We start from the raw sequence: 13,995 nt of genomic DNA on the forward strand, positions 1-13,995 counted from the left end.
AGGGGACCCCGCCCGTGCCTTCGAAACGACTCCTTGCCGCAGTCCTGACTGTGGCTGCCGTCGCAGCCGGCATCTCGGCTGCGACCGCCGCACCACCGGTGACCACGACCAACGCGATCAGCTCCAGCTTCGCCGACACCTTCGCCGACCCGTCGATCATCCAGGGCCGCGACGGCTACTGGTACGCGTACGCCACCTCCGATCCACTGGTGGCGAACGGCCCGTTCGGCTTGATGCACATGGCCCGGACCAAGGACTTCAGCTCCTGGGAGTACCTCGGCACGGTCTTCAACGACCAGACCAAGCCGGCCTGGGCCGCGCCCGGCTCGTTCTTCTGGGCGCCGGACATCCGGTACTTCCACGGTCACTACGTCATGTACTTCACTGTCACCGACACCGCGGCCAACCCGGGTGGCGATCCCGCAATCGGCGTAGCCACCGCCCCGACCCCAGCGGGACCGTGGACCGCCACCGACGGCCCGGTCGTCGCCCCGAAACCGGACGGCAACGGCGGCTTCTTCGGCACCATCGACCCGGCGATGCTCACCGCCGCGGACGGCAAGCGGTACCTGTACTACGGAGGCTTCTACGGCGGCATCTCCGTCACCGAACTGAGCGCCGACGGCATGCACGCGGTCGGTGAGCCGACGCAGATCACGATCGGCGACCGCTACGAGGGCTCGTACGTCGTCTACCGCGACGGCTGGTACTACTTCATGGGCTCGTCGATGAACTGCTGCGCCGGCCCGACCACCGGGTACTCCGTGTTCGCCGGACGCTCCCGCTCCCCGCGCGGCCCGTTCGTCGACGCCGACGGCGCCGCGCTCACCGACTCCCGGGTCGGCGGTACGACGGTCGTCACGCAGAACGGTAACAAGTGGATCGGCCCCGGCCACCACGCGTTCATCACCGACGCGGCCGGGCAGGACCACATCGTCTACCACGCGATCGACCGCGGTACGCCGTGGCTCACCAACCCGTTCGGGATCAACCGGCGGCCGATGCTGATCGACAAGATCGACTGGATCAACAGCTGGCCCCGCACTCGCGCCGGCCTCGGCCCGTCCGAGGGCCCGGTCCCCGCGCCGACCACCGGCTCGTCCCTCGGCATCGACTCCACCGACCCGGCGTCGGGCATCCAAGGCGCCACCAGACAACCGGGTGACTCACTCGGCGGACCGACCGCGACCATCAACGGCGGAGCCCAAACCCGAGCGGCTGCACCTGCAGGATCGCTCCGGGTAGAAGCGGATGCCCGACTCGGCACCTCCTTCACCACGGTCCTCGGCAACCAGGTGGTGGCGACTGTCGCGAACAATCGGGTGACGCTCACGGTCGGTCGCCGTACGACGTCGGCGAACCTGCCGCCCGATTTCGACCGCACCCAGTGGAACAAGCTGTCCGTGCAGGTCTCCGGATCAACCGTGACGGCTCGCCTCAACGACGCCGGCCTCGGAGATCTCTATGCGGAGGCACGGTTGGAGGTTCCTGGGCTTTCGCTGAAGGCGGCGCCGGTGCGGTGGCTCGGATCGGCGGAGGTGGACAACCTGACGGTCCGCCCGGTAGCGCGCCCGGTGACGAAGTTGGCCGACGTACCGCGGACCGGTGACCTGCTGTCCGGCGACGACTTCAGCGGTCCGCTCGGTGCGGACTGGTCGTGGGTCCGTCAGGACGACAAGGCGACTGTTGCCGACGGCAAGTTGTCCTGGCCGCTGGAGAACGCCGACCTGACCGGCTCGTCCAACAACGCCGGGTTGCTGCTGCACGCGACACCGGCCGGGAACAGCTGGATCGCGGAGACCAAGCTCCACCTCGACACCGGGGAGGGCGACGTCCGCAACTACCAGCAGGCCGGCATGATCGCGTACCTGAACGACAGCGACTTCGCCCGTCTCGGCAGTGTGGCGATCTGGAAGACCCGCCAGACGGAGTACGGGCGGGAGCTCGTGGCACGGCCGTCGGACGGCGCGACGTCGTACGGCGCGGCCGCGATCGGGCGCTCGGCGCCGACGTTGTGGATGCGGCTCGCGTACCACCAGAACGCCGCCGGCGAGCACGTCTACCGCGCAGGTACGTCGGTGGACGGGAAGAACTGGACCTGGGGCGCGTCGTGGGTGCTGCCGGCCGCGGCTCGCATTGGTCTGTATGCACACGGCGAGTTCACCGGCGCGAACCCGCCGCCGGTCGCCACCTTCGACTACCTGAAGTTCTACGAGAGCAGATAAATGCGATTCTCCAATCCGGTGTACGACGGCAGCTTCGCCGATCCGCAGATCATTGCGGTCGGCAACGACTACTACGCCTTCGCGACCAACGGCCCGCTGGGCAACGTGCAGACGCTGACCTCCCGTGACCTGGTGTCGTGGGAGGCGGTGGGTGACGCGCTGCCGTCGTTGCCGGATTGGACCGCTCCCGGACGGGTGTGGGCGCCGGAGATCGCGGCGCACGCGCCCGACCGGTACGTCATGTATTACACGTCGCGGGACACCGCGGCGGATCGGCAGGCCGTCGGCGTCGCGGTGGCGTCCATCCCCACAGGTCCATATGTCGACAAATCGATGAAGCCGCTGATCAGTCAGGCCGAGGAGGGCGGCTCGATCGATGCGTCGCCGTTCCAGGACTCGACCGGCCGGCGCTGGCTGTACTGGAAGAACGACGGCAACGCGATCGGCGTCGACACCTGGATCTACGTGTCCGAGCTGTCCGCGGACGGTCTCACGCTGACCGGTCCGGTGCATCGGCTGATCAAGCAGGACCTGCCGTGGGAGGGCGATCTGGTCGAGGCGCCGTACATGGTCGAGCGGAACGGGAAGTTCCACCTGTTCTACTCCGGCAACGCGTTCGACAAGGCGACGTACGCCGTCGGCCATGCACTGTGCGAGTCACCGACCGGTCCTTGCGTGAAGACCGGCGATCCCATCCTGAAGTCGAGCCCGGATGCTGCCGGGCCGGGGCACAACATGGTGCTCGGCGACTGGTTCGTCTACCACGCGTGGGACCCCGCGCAGGTCGGCACCGACCCGAAGGGCCGCACCATGTGGCTGTCGCGGCTGACCTGGGACGGCGATCGCCCGGTCGTCGAGCCGCCCCGCACCAGGCCATAACTTGTCCAGCCCCTCCCGCATCAAGGTCTGTGGAAGATCGAGATCCGGGAGAGAACATGAAACGACGCAGCACCTTCGCCTGCCTGGCCGGGACGCTCGCACTGACCGCGGCGGCCTTCGTGCCGACAGCCCACGCCGCGCCGCAGTCCGCGACCGAGGCCTGCGCGGTGGGGCTCGGGTCGGTCGACGCCGCCGGTGCCCAGACCTCGTCCGGCGTGACCGCCGGTACGCCGCCGACGATGAAAGGTCCCACAGCGGTCGACGAGCCCGTCTTCCCGCCCGGCCAGGTCCGGCTGAGTTCCGTGTGGGAGATCGAACCCAACGTCGCCGGCTTCGACCGGTCCGGCTACGTCGTGCAGGGCGATGCGCTGTACCGCTATTTCTACAACCGCAGTTTCGGCGACGACATTGTCAAGCGGATCGGCGGCGGCTGGTCGAACTTCACCGCGCTCGAGGTCTCCCACTTCGAGGACACCAAGCGCAAGATCTTCCACTGGATGGCGTACGGGCTGCGCAGCGACGGCACGCTGTTCCGCTGGAACGGCGGGTGGGGCAGGGCCCAGTCGGTGCCCGGGTTCTCGTCGGTGAAGTCGATGGCGCTGATCAGCAAGACGGCGACGTACGACACCTTCCTCGCGAACACCCGCGGCGGTGCCCTCTACACGATCCGGATCCCGGTCACGTCGCCGCTGAAGCCGATCGTGACGCGGGTGCGGACGAGTACCTGGCAGGGCTTCGAGGCGCTGGTCGCGAGCAAGTGCGGCAACTACGGCACCTTGTTGCTCGGCATCGACAAGGACACCAACAGCGGCTACCTGTACGCCGTCGGCCACGCGAACGGCGCGGCGACGGTGATCAACGCCCTGGGCAAGGTCGATGGGACCTTCCCGAATGCCCCCTACTACCGCTGGGGCGCGGTCTTCTACCTCGACCCGCTCAACGGCGACTGAGGATTTCGGTCAGGATCGTCAGGGCGCGGTGCAGGTCGGAGGTCGACGGGGTCGCGTACCCGATCACGAGCCCTGGCGGTCCCGGCACGGTACGGCGGTACTCGGACAGCGGCGCGACCACGACGCCGGCCTCCCGGGCCGCGGCGGCGATCCGCAGATCGTCCGCGTCGTCGGGAAGCAAGAGCGTGATGTGCAGCCCCGCGTCCTGGCCGACGATCTGACCGTACGGCGACAGCACCGCGCACGTGTGGGTACGACGGTCCGCGTACATCCGGCGCCCGCGGCGAACGGCCTGGTCGAGGTAGCCGTCGCGGAGCATGGCGAGCATCGCGGCCTGCATCGGCCAGCCGGGCCAGTCGCCGGAGTCGGCCCGGAACGTGGCGAGCCGATCCACCATCGCCTCGGACGCCACCAGCCAGCCCAGGCGGAGCGCGGGACTCAGCGTCTTCGACAGTGTCCCGAGGTGGACGACCCGCTCCAGATCGAGCTGCGCGAGGGCGGGCAGCGGCGCGACGTCGTACCGGAACTCGCTGTCGTAGTCGTCCTCGATCAGCAGGCTGCCGGTGCGGCGTGCCCAGCGGACCAGTTCGTTGCGTCGGGCAACGGGCAACCGGCCGCCGAGCGGGTACTGGTGCGACGGCGTGACGTAGACGGCGGCGGCCTCGGTGAGCGCGTCGACCTGCAGGCCGTCCTCGTCGACGGGGACGTCGACGATCTCGAGCCGGTGGTCGCGCGCGGCGACGACCGCGTTCAGGTAACCAGGGTCCTCGATCGCGATCCGGTCGCCGGGCTGCCGCGTGACCGTGAGCAGCAGCCGCAGCCCGTGGACGGTGCCGTTGGTGACGAGCACGTTCTCCGGTCCACAGGCGATTCCGCGGACCCGGGCGACGTGGTCCGCCAGAGCGGCGCGCAGTGCGGGAAGCCCGGCCGCGTCGTCGTACCCGCGCGGCGGTGACTGGGTGGACACCTCCCGCCACGCTCGCCGCCAGCCCGGATCAGGCGTCGGTGCGATGTACGGGATGCCGGGGCGCAGTGTCAGGAGTTTCGCGTCGGCATCGGGCCGATGGGCTGGGCGTCGTCGTACGGCGGGTTGCAACGGCACGACGTCCGTGACGAAGGTGCCGGCGCCGGTGCGCCCCTCGATCCAGCCCTCGGCATGCAGTTGGTCGTATGCCGCCTGCGTCACGGACCGCGAGACCCCGAGCTCCCGCGCGAGATCGCGCGTGGACGGCAGCCGATGACCGGCCTGGAGCCGCCCGTCCAGCACCGCCGCACGGAACTGTTCCGCGAGCTGCAGGTGCAACGGCAGTCCGGCGGCTCGGTCGATCGTCAGCGGCAGCGAGCTCTGCACGCCAACTAGGATCGCAGCATGACCATGACCGCGGAGGACGTGTCTCGTTTCGAGCAGTCCAGAGGTCGGCTGGAGGCGATCGCGTACCGGATGCTCGGTTCGGCGAGCGAGGCGGAGGACGCCGTACAGGAGACGTTCCTGCGCTGGCAGGCCACCGACACCGCCCGCATCGAGGTCCCCGAGGCGTGGCTGACGAAGGTGCTCACCAACCTCTGCCTCAACCAGCTCGCCTCCGCTCGCGCGCGGCGGGAGACGTACGTCGGCCAGTGGCTGCCCGAGCCGCTGCTCGACGGCGACCCGATGCTCGGCCCGGCGGACACCGTGGAGCAGCGCGAGTCGGTGTCGTACGCCGTACTCACGCTGATGGAGCGCCTCTCGCCGAACGAGCGGGCGGTCTACGTACTGCGGGAGGCGTTCGACTACGCGCACCGGGAGATCGCCGAGATCCTCGAGATCAGCGAATCCTCCAGCCAGCAGATCTTCCGCCGGGCCAAGCAGCATCTCGCGGACGGCCGGGCGCGCACCGAGGTCGACGAGGCCGTGGCGCGGCGGATCGTGGACGAGTTCCTGGCCGCCGCCACCAGCGGCCAGACCGACTCGATCGTGCGGCTGCTCACCGCCGACGCCGTCTCGGTCGGCGACGGTGGCGGCAAGGTCCCGGCCCGGACCACCGCGGTCGAAGGCGCGCTCGCGGTCGCCCGCTTCCTGCGCGGACTGTTCAAACCGACCGATGCGAAGCGCCTGTACGTCGGCGGTCCGGCAGAGGTCTACGCCTGGCCGGCCAACAGCGAACCCGCCCTCGTGGTGGTCGTGAACGGCGAGGTCATCGGTGTCATCTGCCTCGACATCACCGCCGACGGTGTGACTGCCGTCCGCACCCAGGCGAACCCGGACAAGCTGGCGCGTGCGACCGAACTGTTCGCCGCCTCCGACCACGGGGAACCGCTGACGACCATCCTGTGACCTGCTTCACATCGAACACCTGTCATGAAACGGCGGGCTGCCCGGTTCAAGGGGAGACACCGCATCAGACAGGAGTACGGATATGAAGCACCGCATCGTAGTTCTCGGCGCCGGGTACTCCGGAGCCGTCGCCGCCGGCCGTCTCGCCGCCCGGCTGTACCGCGACGAGGTCAGCGTCACGCTCGTGAACGGCGAGACCGACTTCGTGGAGCGGGTCCGGATGCACGAGGTGGCCACCGGCCGGGACCTCAAGTTCCGTCCGTTCGAGCAGATGTACGCCGGGACCGGCGTCGAGCTGAAGTTCGCGAAGGTCACCGCGGTGGACGTCGACCGCAAGACGGTCGCGCTGGAGTCGGAGGAGCTGGAATACGACACGCTCGTGTACGCGCTCGGCAGCCGGTGGAACCCGCAGGGCGTTCCGGGTGTCGCGGAGCACGCCTACGAGATCGCGAGTCGTCCCGGTGCACTTCGACTGCGTGAGCGTCTGGCGTCACTGACTGCCGGCCAGACCGTGACGGTTGTCGGCGGCGGCCTCACGGGCGTGGAGTTCGTGACCGAGCTCGCCGAGTCGCGACCGGATCTCGACGTGGCGTTCGCCGTCCGCGGAGAGCTGGGCGATTGGCTGTCCCCCAAGGGACGCCGGCACCTCCGGAAGGTCGTCGACCGGCTGGGCATCACCGTGCACGAGAAGGCGGCGGTGACGCGGGTCGACGCGGATCAGCTGACGACGGCCGACGGTGGAACGATCCCCGCCGCGGTCACGGTGTGGACGGCTGGATTCGCCGTACACCCGATCGTGGAGGCGACGTCGCTGGAGGTCAGCGACACCGGCCGGATCGTGGTCGACGAGACCATGCGGTCCGTCTCACATCCGGACGTGTACGCCGTCGGCGACGCGGCGTACGCGATGGGCTCGAAGAACAAGCCGCTGCGGATGTCGTGCGCATCGGGGCAGCCGATGGCGTGGCAGGCCGCCGACTCCATCGCAGCCCGGTTGACCGGCGGCAAGCTCGGGCACGCGCCGCTGTTCTACTTCAACCAGTGCATCTCGCTGGGGCGCAAGGACGGGCTGATCCAGTACGTCACCACCGACGACTGCGCCGTCAACGCGACCCTGACCGGCCGGGTGGCAGCCGTCTACAAGGAGCTGATCTGCAAGGGCGCCGCGTGGGGCACGGAGAACCCGACGATGGGCCTGCCGACGCGGCGGCGCCACGTGATCAGCCAGGCCGTCCCGCTGCACGAATGGACTAGCTGATTCGAGCCGGAATGGCCCGTGCAGCCAGTCCACTCAGAGTCGAACCTAGTTACATGACCACTACGCCGTTGCAGCCGACCGCCCGGACCTCGTTGCGTCGCTCGAAGGAACGTGCCGCCACCGAGCGGCAGGTGCTGTACGACGTACTGCTCGACGGCATGTTCTGCCACCTCGGCGTAGTGGTCGACGGCGATCCGCTCGTGCTGCCGACGGCGTACGGCGTGGACCTGGACCGCGGACCGGACGGGGAGCTGTACCTGCACGGCTCGGTCGCGGCCCGGAGCGTGGTCGCGGCTCCGCAGCAGACCGTGTGCGTCACCGTCACGCACACCGACGGTCTGGTGCTGGCCCGGTCGGCGTTCCACCACTCGGTGAACTACCGGTCCGCGGTGATCTTCGGCGTACCGCGGCTGGTCACCGACCCGGACGAGAAACTGCACGCTCTCAACCGGATCGTCGACCACCTCGTCCCCGGCCGGTCGACCGCCGTCCGCCCACCGAACCGCAAGGAGCTGGCGAAGACCTCGGTGCTGGCGCTCTCCCTCACCGAGGCGTCGGTGAAGACCCGCTCCGGACCCGCCAACGACGACGAGGAGGACCTCGACCTGCCCTACTGGACAGGCGTGATCCCCCTCCACGTCGTCGCCGGCGCACCGGAGAACAACCCCGACTGCGACCTGCTGGTCCCCGCCCACATCCGCAGCCGGGCGAACGTCCTGGGCGCACCCTCCTAGGCCACGGTCCCCTTGTTGTAGCTGGACTGGGCCCAGAAGTACCCGACCACCGCGATCGCCACGCACCAGGCGGCGGCGAGCCAGCCGCTGCTGGAGTCCATCGGCGTCCCCAGCAGCAAATGGCGCAGGCTGTCGATGATCGGGGTGAACGGCTGGTACTCGGCGAACCAGCGGATGCCGCTCGGCATCGCCTCCAGCGGGATGAACGTGTTGCTGAGGAACGGCAGCAACAGGCTGATCGGCAGTACGACGTTGCTCGCGCCTTCCGGCGTCTTACTGGTCAGCCCCAGCGCGATCGCGAACCAGGTCAGGCCGATGGTCAGCCCGATCAGCAGCACCGCCGCCAGCAGCCAGTCCCCGACCGACGCGTTCGGCCGGAACCCGATCAGGATCGCGAAGCCGACCACCAGGGCCAGGCTGACGATCGTCACGAGCACGTTGCCCAGCACGTGTCCGGTCAGCACGGCCGGCCGGAAGATCGCCATCGTCCGGAACCTGGCCACGATGCCCTCGGACATGTCCATGCAGACGGCGACCGCTGGCGACATCGTCCCGGACGCGATCGACATCAGCAGGATGCCCGGGGTCAGGAAGTCGATGTAGTCGAAGCCGTTTGCGCCCCCGCCGAGCCCGGCCGAGAACGTGTCGCCGAAGACCAGACCGAACAGCAGGATCATGATCACCGGCATCCCGAGGGCGCCGAGCGACAGGCCCGGGTACCGCTGGGCGTGCCGCAGGTTGCGGCGCAGCATGGTGCCGATGTCGGCCATCGGGCGGACGGTTGCGGTAGTGCTCATCGTGCGGTCACCTCTTCGGACTTGGGCTGACCGGTGACGGCGAAGAACACGTCGTCCAGGTCAGGGGTGTGGACAGTCAGTTCGTCGACCTCGAGCGAGGCGTCGTCGATCCGGGCCAGCAGGTCGCGCAGCGCGTGCACGCTGCCGTCGTTCGGCACCTGCAGAACCAGTGCTTCGGGATTCGGTACGGCGGTCGGCAGCACCTGACCGGCGAGCGTGAACTCCTCCGGCGACGTGAAGCGCAAGCGGATGTGCCCGCCCGGCGCGAGTCGCTTGAGTTCTTCCGCCGTACCTTGGGCGACCAGTCGCCCGTGGTCGAGGACGGCGATCCGGTCTGCGAGCTGATCGGCCTCCTCCAGGTACTGCGTGGTGAGCAGGACCGTGACGCCGCCGGCGACGAGTTCGCGGATCAACGTCCACATGCGGTGCCGGCTGCGCGGGTCGAGACCGGTCGTCGGCTCGTCCAGGAAGATGATCTGCGGGCGGCCGACCAGCGTCATGGCCAGATCGAGCCGGCGCTTCATACCGCCGGAGTACGTCGATGCGAGCTTCTTGCCGGCATCGGCCAGGTCGAACTGTTCGAGCAGCTCGTCCGCCCGGCGGCGGGCCTCCTGCCTGCCGAGGTGGTGCAGATCGGCCATCAGGATGAGGTTCTCGCGCCCGGTCATCAGGCCGTCGACCGCGGAGAACTGACCGGTGACGCCGATCGCGGCACGGACCGCTTCGGGCGACTGGTGCAGGTCGTGGCCGGCCACCCTGATCTCGCCGGCGTCGGCGGCGACCAGGGTGGACAGGATCTGCACCGCGGTGGTCTTGCCGGCGCCGTTCGGGCCGAGCAGGGAAAAGATGGTGCCTTCGGCAACGTTCAGGTCGATGCCGTCGAGCACGAGTTTCTCGCCGTAGGACTTGCGCAGTCCACGGACGTCGATCGCTGCTGACATGAGGGATCCTTGGGTGATTTCGGGCAGGTGTTCCTGACCCGGGGTGGTTGACGGGTCTGCTGGAGGAGGATTTGGGCGTGCCTCACCGGCCGGACGGCCGGCAGTCGGCGTCCGGTGGTGGTGTGGGTTCAGTTAGATGTCGAGATCCTCGACCGCCGGCTGATCGGCGGCCTCCTCGACGAGTTGATAGAGGTCCTCGGGGATCAGTTCACGGAGCTCGTCGACCGTGTCCACGACATGCAGGGTGGCCTCGCCCTGCGCCATGCTCCAGGACTGGTCGGTGCTCCAGTTGCCGACCCAGGAGCGCCACCCGGTGAGGAAGCGCTCGTCGTCGGCGTTCTGCTTGAACTGGCTGCGGCGGTCCGCGTGCAGGACGAACTTGCCGGTGCGGCTGCGGTAGACCTTGAAGGCCTCGTACCCGGTACTGCTCGACCGGCCGCCTTCAGCGAGCAGTACGCCGGAGAACCGTTGCTTGCGGCCGGTGCCCCGGCCCACCCGCACGGTGATCTCCTCGTACCCCTCGAACCGGCCCTCCTCCATCTCGACGTACTTGCGCAGTGCGATCGAGATCGCCGAGGACAGGTTCCCGGCCAGCTCCCCGGCCCGCTTGTACAGCGGCAGGTCGTCGTCGGACACGTAGATCGTCTTGTTCGGCATCGCTTGTCTCCTCCTACGTAGAACTATACGCACACAGGTGCGCACATGTCTACGTATATCCCTACGTAGAAGGAGGCGGCCGCGACGGGATCCGTCGCGGCCGCCTCGGGTGGCTGTCTACTTGGGTGAGTACAGCCAGGGGTGCTCGATGTCGTAGAACGTCGGCGGACCGGAGGAGAGACTGTTCATCTCGTCCATTTCCGCCTTGAGTTCCGATGGCACCTCTTTCTGCTCGCCTTCGCGGGCCTCGGTCTCGGAGGTGAAGTACATCGCCATCGTGTAGTCGCCGTCGTCGTACATGGCGACCTCACTCCCGAGGATCTCGGGCCGGAACTCGGCCCATTCGTCGCGGTGCTGACCCATCAGTTCCCGCGCGCGCTCCGGGTTGCTGCCGGCGCCCTGCATCACCTGGACGAATCCGGCGGCGTCCGGGTCGCCGTGGGTGTCGATCACCACGTCCTCCGTGTCGTGGAAGGTGGCTCCGTCGCTGAGCAGCGACGAGAACTCGTGCCACCACTTGTCCTGTGCCGGGCTCTCGCTGTTCCGCCGCGCGGCGTCGGCGGAGTCGAAACGAGCCAGCGCGATGAACTTGCCGTCCGCGGTGACACCGGCGGTGGTCCCCAGCCAGCCGGACGCCCCGGGCGCCAGTTCTTCCATCCACCGATCCATCGCCGTGTGAGCCTGCTCGGCATCGGTGACCTGCCCCTGAATGACCTGAACGAACATCTGAGAGCCCTCCCTGGTCTCGCGGATCGTTCACTGGCGATTTCGACGTTACGCCCGCCCGTTCCCGGCGTCGACGGCGTCACCCGTGACAACTCGCCGACGATTCGTAGCCCGAGCTCGGGCGAGCATCAGCAGACTCGCGAGCACACCGGTCGCGCCGAGGGTGGTCAGGCGTACGTCGGCGTTCCACAGGCCGAACATGAGCCAGCAGGACAGCTCGCCGAGGACCAATGCCCAGGTGCCCGCCGAGATCCCGGTCGGGTGCGCGGTCCGGTACGCCGTCCACAGCGAAGGCGTCACCTGGACGATCGAGGCTGCGGCGAGCAGGCTGCCCAGTCCGATGCGTCCGCCGACGATCGCGCCGACCACGAGCAGCGCCGCCCAGCCCGCGATCCACCCGACGGCGCGTGCGTTCAGCGCACCACGGCGTACCAGCATCACCGAGAGGGTGCCGGCGAGCGACGCCGCCGCGGTGGAGGGCAGGCTCGCGGTCCAGTAGCCCGACGCCATGAAGTAGCCGAACCAGGCCGCGTTGTTGATGCTCGTCAGCGTCGCCCAGGACCAGGAGACGCCGGCCGTGTCGCCGGTCCGGCGCAGCTTGAGGAGCTGCGGAAGGTACTGCGGGATGCCGAACGCGGCGGCGATGACGGGCAGGAGGTCGAGCATGGCGCAAGATTACTGCCGAATCATCGACAGATTCGTGCGAATTCATGCCAGTCAACGGCTCTGAGGGATAAGATGTTTGCCGTGGACACCATTGATCGCAATATCCTTGCTGTGCTCCAGGAAGACGGTCGGCTGACCGTCACCGAACTTGCGCAGCGGGTCGGGTTGAGTGCCGCGCCGTGTCATCGGCGGTTGCGGGAGCTCGAGCGGGCCGGGGTGATCCGCGGGTACCGCGCGGTCGTCGACGGAGCGGCCGTCGGGCACGGGTTCGAGGTGCTGCTGGCGGTGACGATGGACCGGGAGGAATCGGTCGCCGGGTTCGAGGCCGGGCTGGCCGAGATTCCCGAGGTGGTGCAGGCCGAGCGGCTGTTCGGGGAGCCGGACTACTTCGTCAGAGTCGTGACCGCGGACATCGCTGCGTTCCAGAAGCTGCGCGACGAGCGCCTGGCGCGACTACCCGGTGTGCAACGGCTGACATCCACCATTGTGATGAAGAAGGTCGTGGACAACCGGCCGCTGCCGACGTGAACGGTGTGGAAACTCGTCGGCTCAAACCTGAGTTATCCACAGATTTGAGCCAGTTTTGACCACATTCAGTGGAGAACCATTACTGAACCTGGGGATAACTCCAACGAATCGGTGTGCACAACTGGGGATACCGGTGTGGATAACTCCGGCACTCCACCTCATGTGACGCACAGGTGGGTGGCCTGGTCAGACCCACTGGGTGGAGACGACGAAGCCGACCGCGATCAGGCCCATGCCGATCAGCAGGTTCCAGTTGTTGAGGTCCTTCATCACCGGGATGTCCTGGCCGGCCACGTAGAAGACGACCAGCCAGGCGAGTCCGAGCAGCCAGCACGCCAGCATCAGCGGCGCGACCCACACGCGACTGGTGGTACGCGGCTTCTTCGGGGTCTTCTCGGCCTTGACCTTCTCGGTCTTCTTCTTGGGGCGACTGCTCGACTCGGGCACGACTGAACTCCTTGTAAGGACGGACGCATAAGCTGACCGCGAGGACCTGGTAGGGGTCCGGTCCGGGTTAGCGTAGTGCAGAGAGCAATATGGAGATCACGGGTGCGTAGGTTGAGGCGGATTTCGCTGTGGCGTGCGGTCGCGCCGCTGGCGCTGCTGTGCGCCGGTCTGCTGTTCGCGACCAGCGCGACCAACGCCCGGGGCACCGACCTCCGGCCCAGCCGTAACACTACGCTCGCGGGCCTCGTGGAGGAACAGAGCCGGCGCAGCGCCAGCCTGGTCCGGCAGCACGCGGCCCTGACCCAGGACATCGAGAAGCTCCAGGAGCAGCAGGGCTCGATCGACCCCGCGCTGGCCAAGCAGCTCAAGGACCTGGCCGACGCCGTCGGCACCACGCCGGTCACCGGGCCGGGGCTGACCGTGACGCTCAAGGACGCGCCGTCCCAGGTCGTCAAGGACAACCCGGACGTCGACGCCGACTGGCTTGTGATCCACCAGCAGGACATCCAGGCGGTGGTGAATGCTCTCTGGGCCGGCGGCGCGGACGCGATCTCGATCCAGAACCACCGGGTCATCTCCACCACCGGGATCAAGTGCGTCGGCAACTCCGTCGTACTGCACGGCGTCCCGTACCTCCCGCCGTACAAGATCACCGCGATCGGGGACCGGCGGAAGTTGCAGAAGGCGCTCGACGACTCGCAGTACATCGAGAACCTGCAGGACTACGTCGTGAAGTTCCAGCTCGGGTACGACGTGAAGAACGAGTCGTCGATCTCGATGCCGGCGTACGAGGGCACCCTGGATCTGCAGAGCGCGACGGTCCCCGGGTTCCCGCGGACTCCCTCGACAAGCCCGACCGCCAGCGGGCGATAA

At 68.2% G+C, this 13,995-nt stretch carries 15 protein-coding genes; 8 read left to right on the forward strand and 7 right to left on the reverse strand.

Annotation, left to right across the window (positions count from 1 at the left end; all coding sequences use genetic code 11):
- Positions 1-14 precede the first annotated feature (14 nt).
- The 3 genes from EV647_RS00625 to EV647_RS00635 are packed head-to-tail and all read left to right on the forward strand — an operon-like array spanning position 15 to position 4,054.
- Entirely contained in the window at positions 15-2,225 is a 2,211-nt protein-coding gene (locus EV647_RS00625) for a family 43 glycosylhydrolase (RefSeq protein ID WP_238176947.1), read from the forward strand.
- Positions 2,226-3,104, forward strand: coding sequence for a glycoside hydrolase family 43 protein (locus tag EV647_RS00630; protein WP_133996701.1), 879 nt, complete (start codon positions 2,226-2,228; stop codon positions 3,102-3,104). It begins immediately after the preceding gene.
- A gap of 56 nt (positions 3,105-3,160) precedes the next feature.
- A complete protein-coding gene (locus EV647_RS00635) occupies positions 3,161-4,054 on the forward strand; it encodes a hypothetical protein (protein ID WP_238176948.1) in 894 nt (297 codons plus the stop codon).
- On the opposite strand, the gene EV647_RS00640 is transcribed toward EV647_RS00635, so the two are convergent.
- Positions 4,041-5,405 (reverse strand): PLP-dependent aminotransferase family protein, encoded by a 1,365-nt coding sequence (locus EV647_RS00640; RefSeq protein ID WP_133996704.1) that lies wholly within the window; start codon positions 5,403-5,405, stop codon positions 4,041-4,043. The genes EV647_RS00635 and EV647_RS00640 overlap by 14 nt on opposite strands.
- An 18-nt stretch (positions 5,406-5,423) precedes the next feature.
- Here EV647_RS00640 and EV647_RS00645 point away from each other — a divergent pair, with 18 nt between their 5' ends.
- The 3 genes from EV647_RS00645 (at position 5,424) to EV647_RS00655 (ending at position 8,360) form a co-directional block, all read left to right on the forward strand.
- Positions 5,424-6,368, forward strand: a complete 945-nt coding sequence (locus EV647_RS00645) for an RNA polymerase sigma-70 factor (RefSeq protein ID WP_133996707.1) — start codon at positions 5,424-5,426, stop codon at positions 6,366-6,368.
- Between the two features lie 82 nt (positions 6,369-6,450).
- Positions 6,451-7,626 (forward strand): NAD(P)/FAD-dependent oxidoreductase, encoded by a 1,176-nt coding sequence (locus EV647_RS00650; RefSeq protein ID WP_133996710.1) that lies wholly within the window; start codon positions 6,451-6,453, stop codon positions 7,624-7,626.
- 53 nt (positions 7,627-7,679) lie between these two features.
- Entirely contained in the window at positions 7,680-8,360 is a 681-nt protein-coding gene (locus EV647_RS00655) for a pyridoxamine 5'-phosphate oxidase family protein (RefSeq protein WP_133996713.1), read from the forward strand.
- On the opposite strand, the gene EV647_RS00660 is transcribed toward EV647_RS00655, so the two are convergent.
- From EV647_RS00660 to EV647_RS00680, 5 genes are all read right to left on the reverse strand, one after another.
- Positions 8,357-9,157, reverse strand: a complete 801-nt coding sequence (locus tag EV647_RS00660; protein ID WP_133996716.1) for an ABC transporter permease — start codon at positions 9,155-9,157, stop codon at positions 8,357-8,359. The two genes, EV647_RS00655 and EV647_RS00660, sit on opposite strands and share 4 nt — an antisense overlap.
- Entirely contained in the window at positions 9,154-10,098 is a 945-nt protein-coding gene (locus EV647_RS00665; RefSeq protein WP_133996719.1) for an ATP-binding cassette domain-containing protein, read from the reverse strand. Before EV647_RS00665 ends, EV647_RS00660 begins: the two co-directional genes overlap by 4 nt.
- A gap of 132 nt (positions 10,099-10,230) precedes the next feature.
- Positions 10,231-10,755 carry an EXLDI protein gene (locus tag EV647_RS00670; RefSeq protein WP_133996722.1) on the reverse strand — a complete coding sequence of 175 codons (525 nt, stop codon included), beginning with the start codon at positions 10,753-10,755 and terminating at the stop codon, positions 10,231-10,233.
- A gap of 117 nt (positions 10,756-10,872) precedes the next feature.
- Positions 10,873-11,481, reverse strand: coding sequence for a hypothetical protein (locus tag EV647_RS00675; RefSeq protein WP_133996725.1), 609 nt, complete (start codon positions 11,479-11,481; stop codon positions 10,873-10,875).
- Positions 11,482-11,529: 48 nt separating this feature from the next.
- Positions 11,530-12,147, reverse strand: a complete 618-nt coding sequence (locus tag EV647_RS00680; RefSeq protein ID WP_133996728.1) for a hypothetical protein — start codon at positions 12,145-12,147, stop codon at positions 11,530-11,532.
- A 72-nt stretch (positions 12,148-12,219) separates the two neighbouring features.
- Between EV647_RS00680 and EV647_RS00685 the strand changes: the two genes are divergently transcribed.
- Positions 12,220-12,675: an Lrp/AsnC family transcriptional regulator gene (locus EV647_RS00685; RefSeq protein WP_238176949.1), complete on the forward strand. Its 456-nt coding sequence runs from the start codon at positions 12,220-12,222 to the stop codon at positions 12,673-12,675.
- 186 nt (positions 12,676-12,861) lie between these two features.
- Here EV647_RS00685 and EV647_RS00690 read toward each other — a convergent pair whose 3' ends face one another.
- Positions 12,862-13,122 (reverse strand): cell division protein CrgA, encoded by a 261-nt coding sequence (locus tag EV647_RS00690; protein WP_133783707.1) that lies wholly within the window; start codon positions 13,120-13,122, stop codon positions 12,862-12,864.
- Between the two features lie 102 nt (positions 13,123-13,224).
- Here EV647_RS00690 and EV647_RS00695 point away from each other — a divergent pair, with 102 nt between their 5' ends.
- Positions 13,225-13,995, forward strand: a complete 771-nt coding sequence (locus EV647_RS00695) for a DUF881 domain-containing protein (RefSeq protein ID WP_133996734.1) — start codon at positions 13,225-13,227, stop codon at positions 13,993-13,995.

The sequence above is a fragment of the Kribbella sp. VKM Ac-2566 genome, from assembly GCF_004366005.1.
GTDB classification, from domain to species: Bacteria; Actinomycetota; Actinomycetes; order Propionibacteriales; family Kribbellaceae; genus Kribbella; species Kribbella pratensis.

Bases quoted from the DNA above. Each gene is read 5' to 3' on its own strand.
- EV647_RS00675 (WP_133996725.1), bottom strand. From the start codon at position 11,481: ATGTTCGTTCAGGTCATTCAGGGGCAGGTCACCGATGCCGAGCAGGCT.
- EV647_RS00635 (WP_238176948.1), top strand. From the start codon at position 3,161: ATGAAACGACGCAGCACCTTCGCCTGCCTGGCCGGGACGCTCGCACTG.
- EV647_RS00655 (WP_133996713.1), top strand. From the start codon at position 7,680: ATGACCACTACGCCGTTGCAGCCGACCGCCCGGACCTCGTTGCGTCGC.
- EV647_RS00680 (WP_133996728.1), bottom strand. From the start codon at position 12,147: ATGCTCGACCTCCTGCCCGTCATCGCCGCCGCGTTCGGCATCCCGCAG.
- EV647_RS00630 (WP_133996701.1), top strand. From the start codon at position 2,226: ATGCGATTCTCCAATCCGGTGTACGACGGCAGCTTCGCCGATCCGCAG.
- EV647_RS00685 (WP_238176949.1), top strand. From the start codon at position 12,220: ATGTTTGCCGTGGACACCATTGATCGCAATATCCTTGCTGTGCTCCAG.
- EV647_RS00660 (WP_133996716.1), bottom strand. From the start codon at position 9,157: ATGAGCACTACCGCAACCGTCCGCCCGATGGCCGACATCGGCACCATG.
- EV647_RS00650 (WP_133996710.1), top strand. From the start codon at position 6,451: ATGAAGCACCGCATCGTAGTTCTCGGCGCCGGGTACTCCGGAGCCGTC.
- EV647_RS00645 (WP_133996707.1), top strand. From the start codon at position 5,424: ATGACCATGACCGCGGAGGACGTGTCTCGTTTCGAGCAGTCCAGAGGT.
- EV647_RS00665 (WP_133996719.1), bottom strand. From the start codon at position 10,098: ATGTCAGCAGCGATCGACGTCCGTGGACTGCGCAAGTCCTACGGCGAG.
- EV647_RS00670 (WP_133996722.1), bottom strand. From the start codon at position 10,755: ATGCCGAACAAGACGATCTACGTGTCCGACGACGACCTGCCGCTGTAC.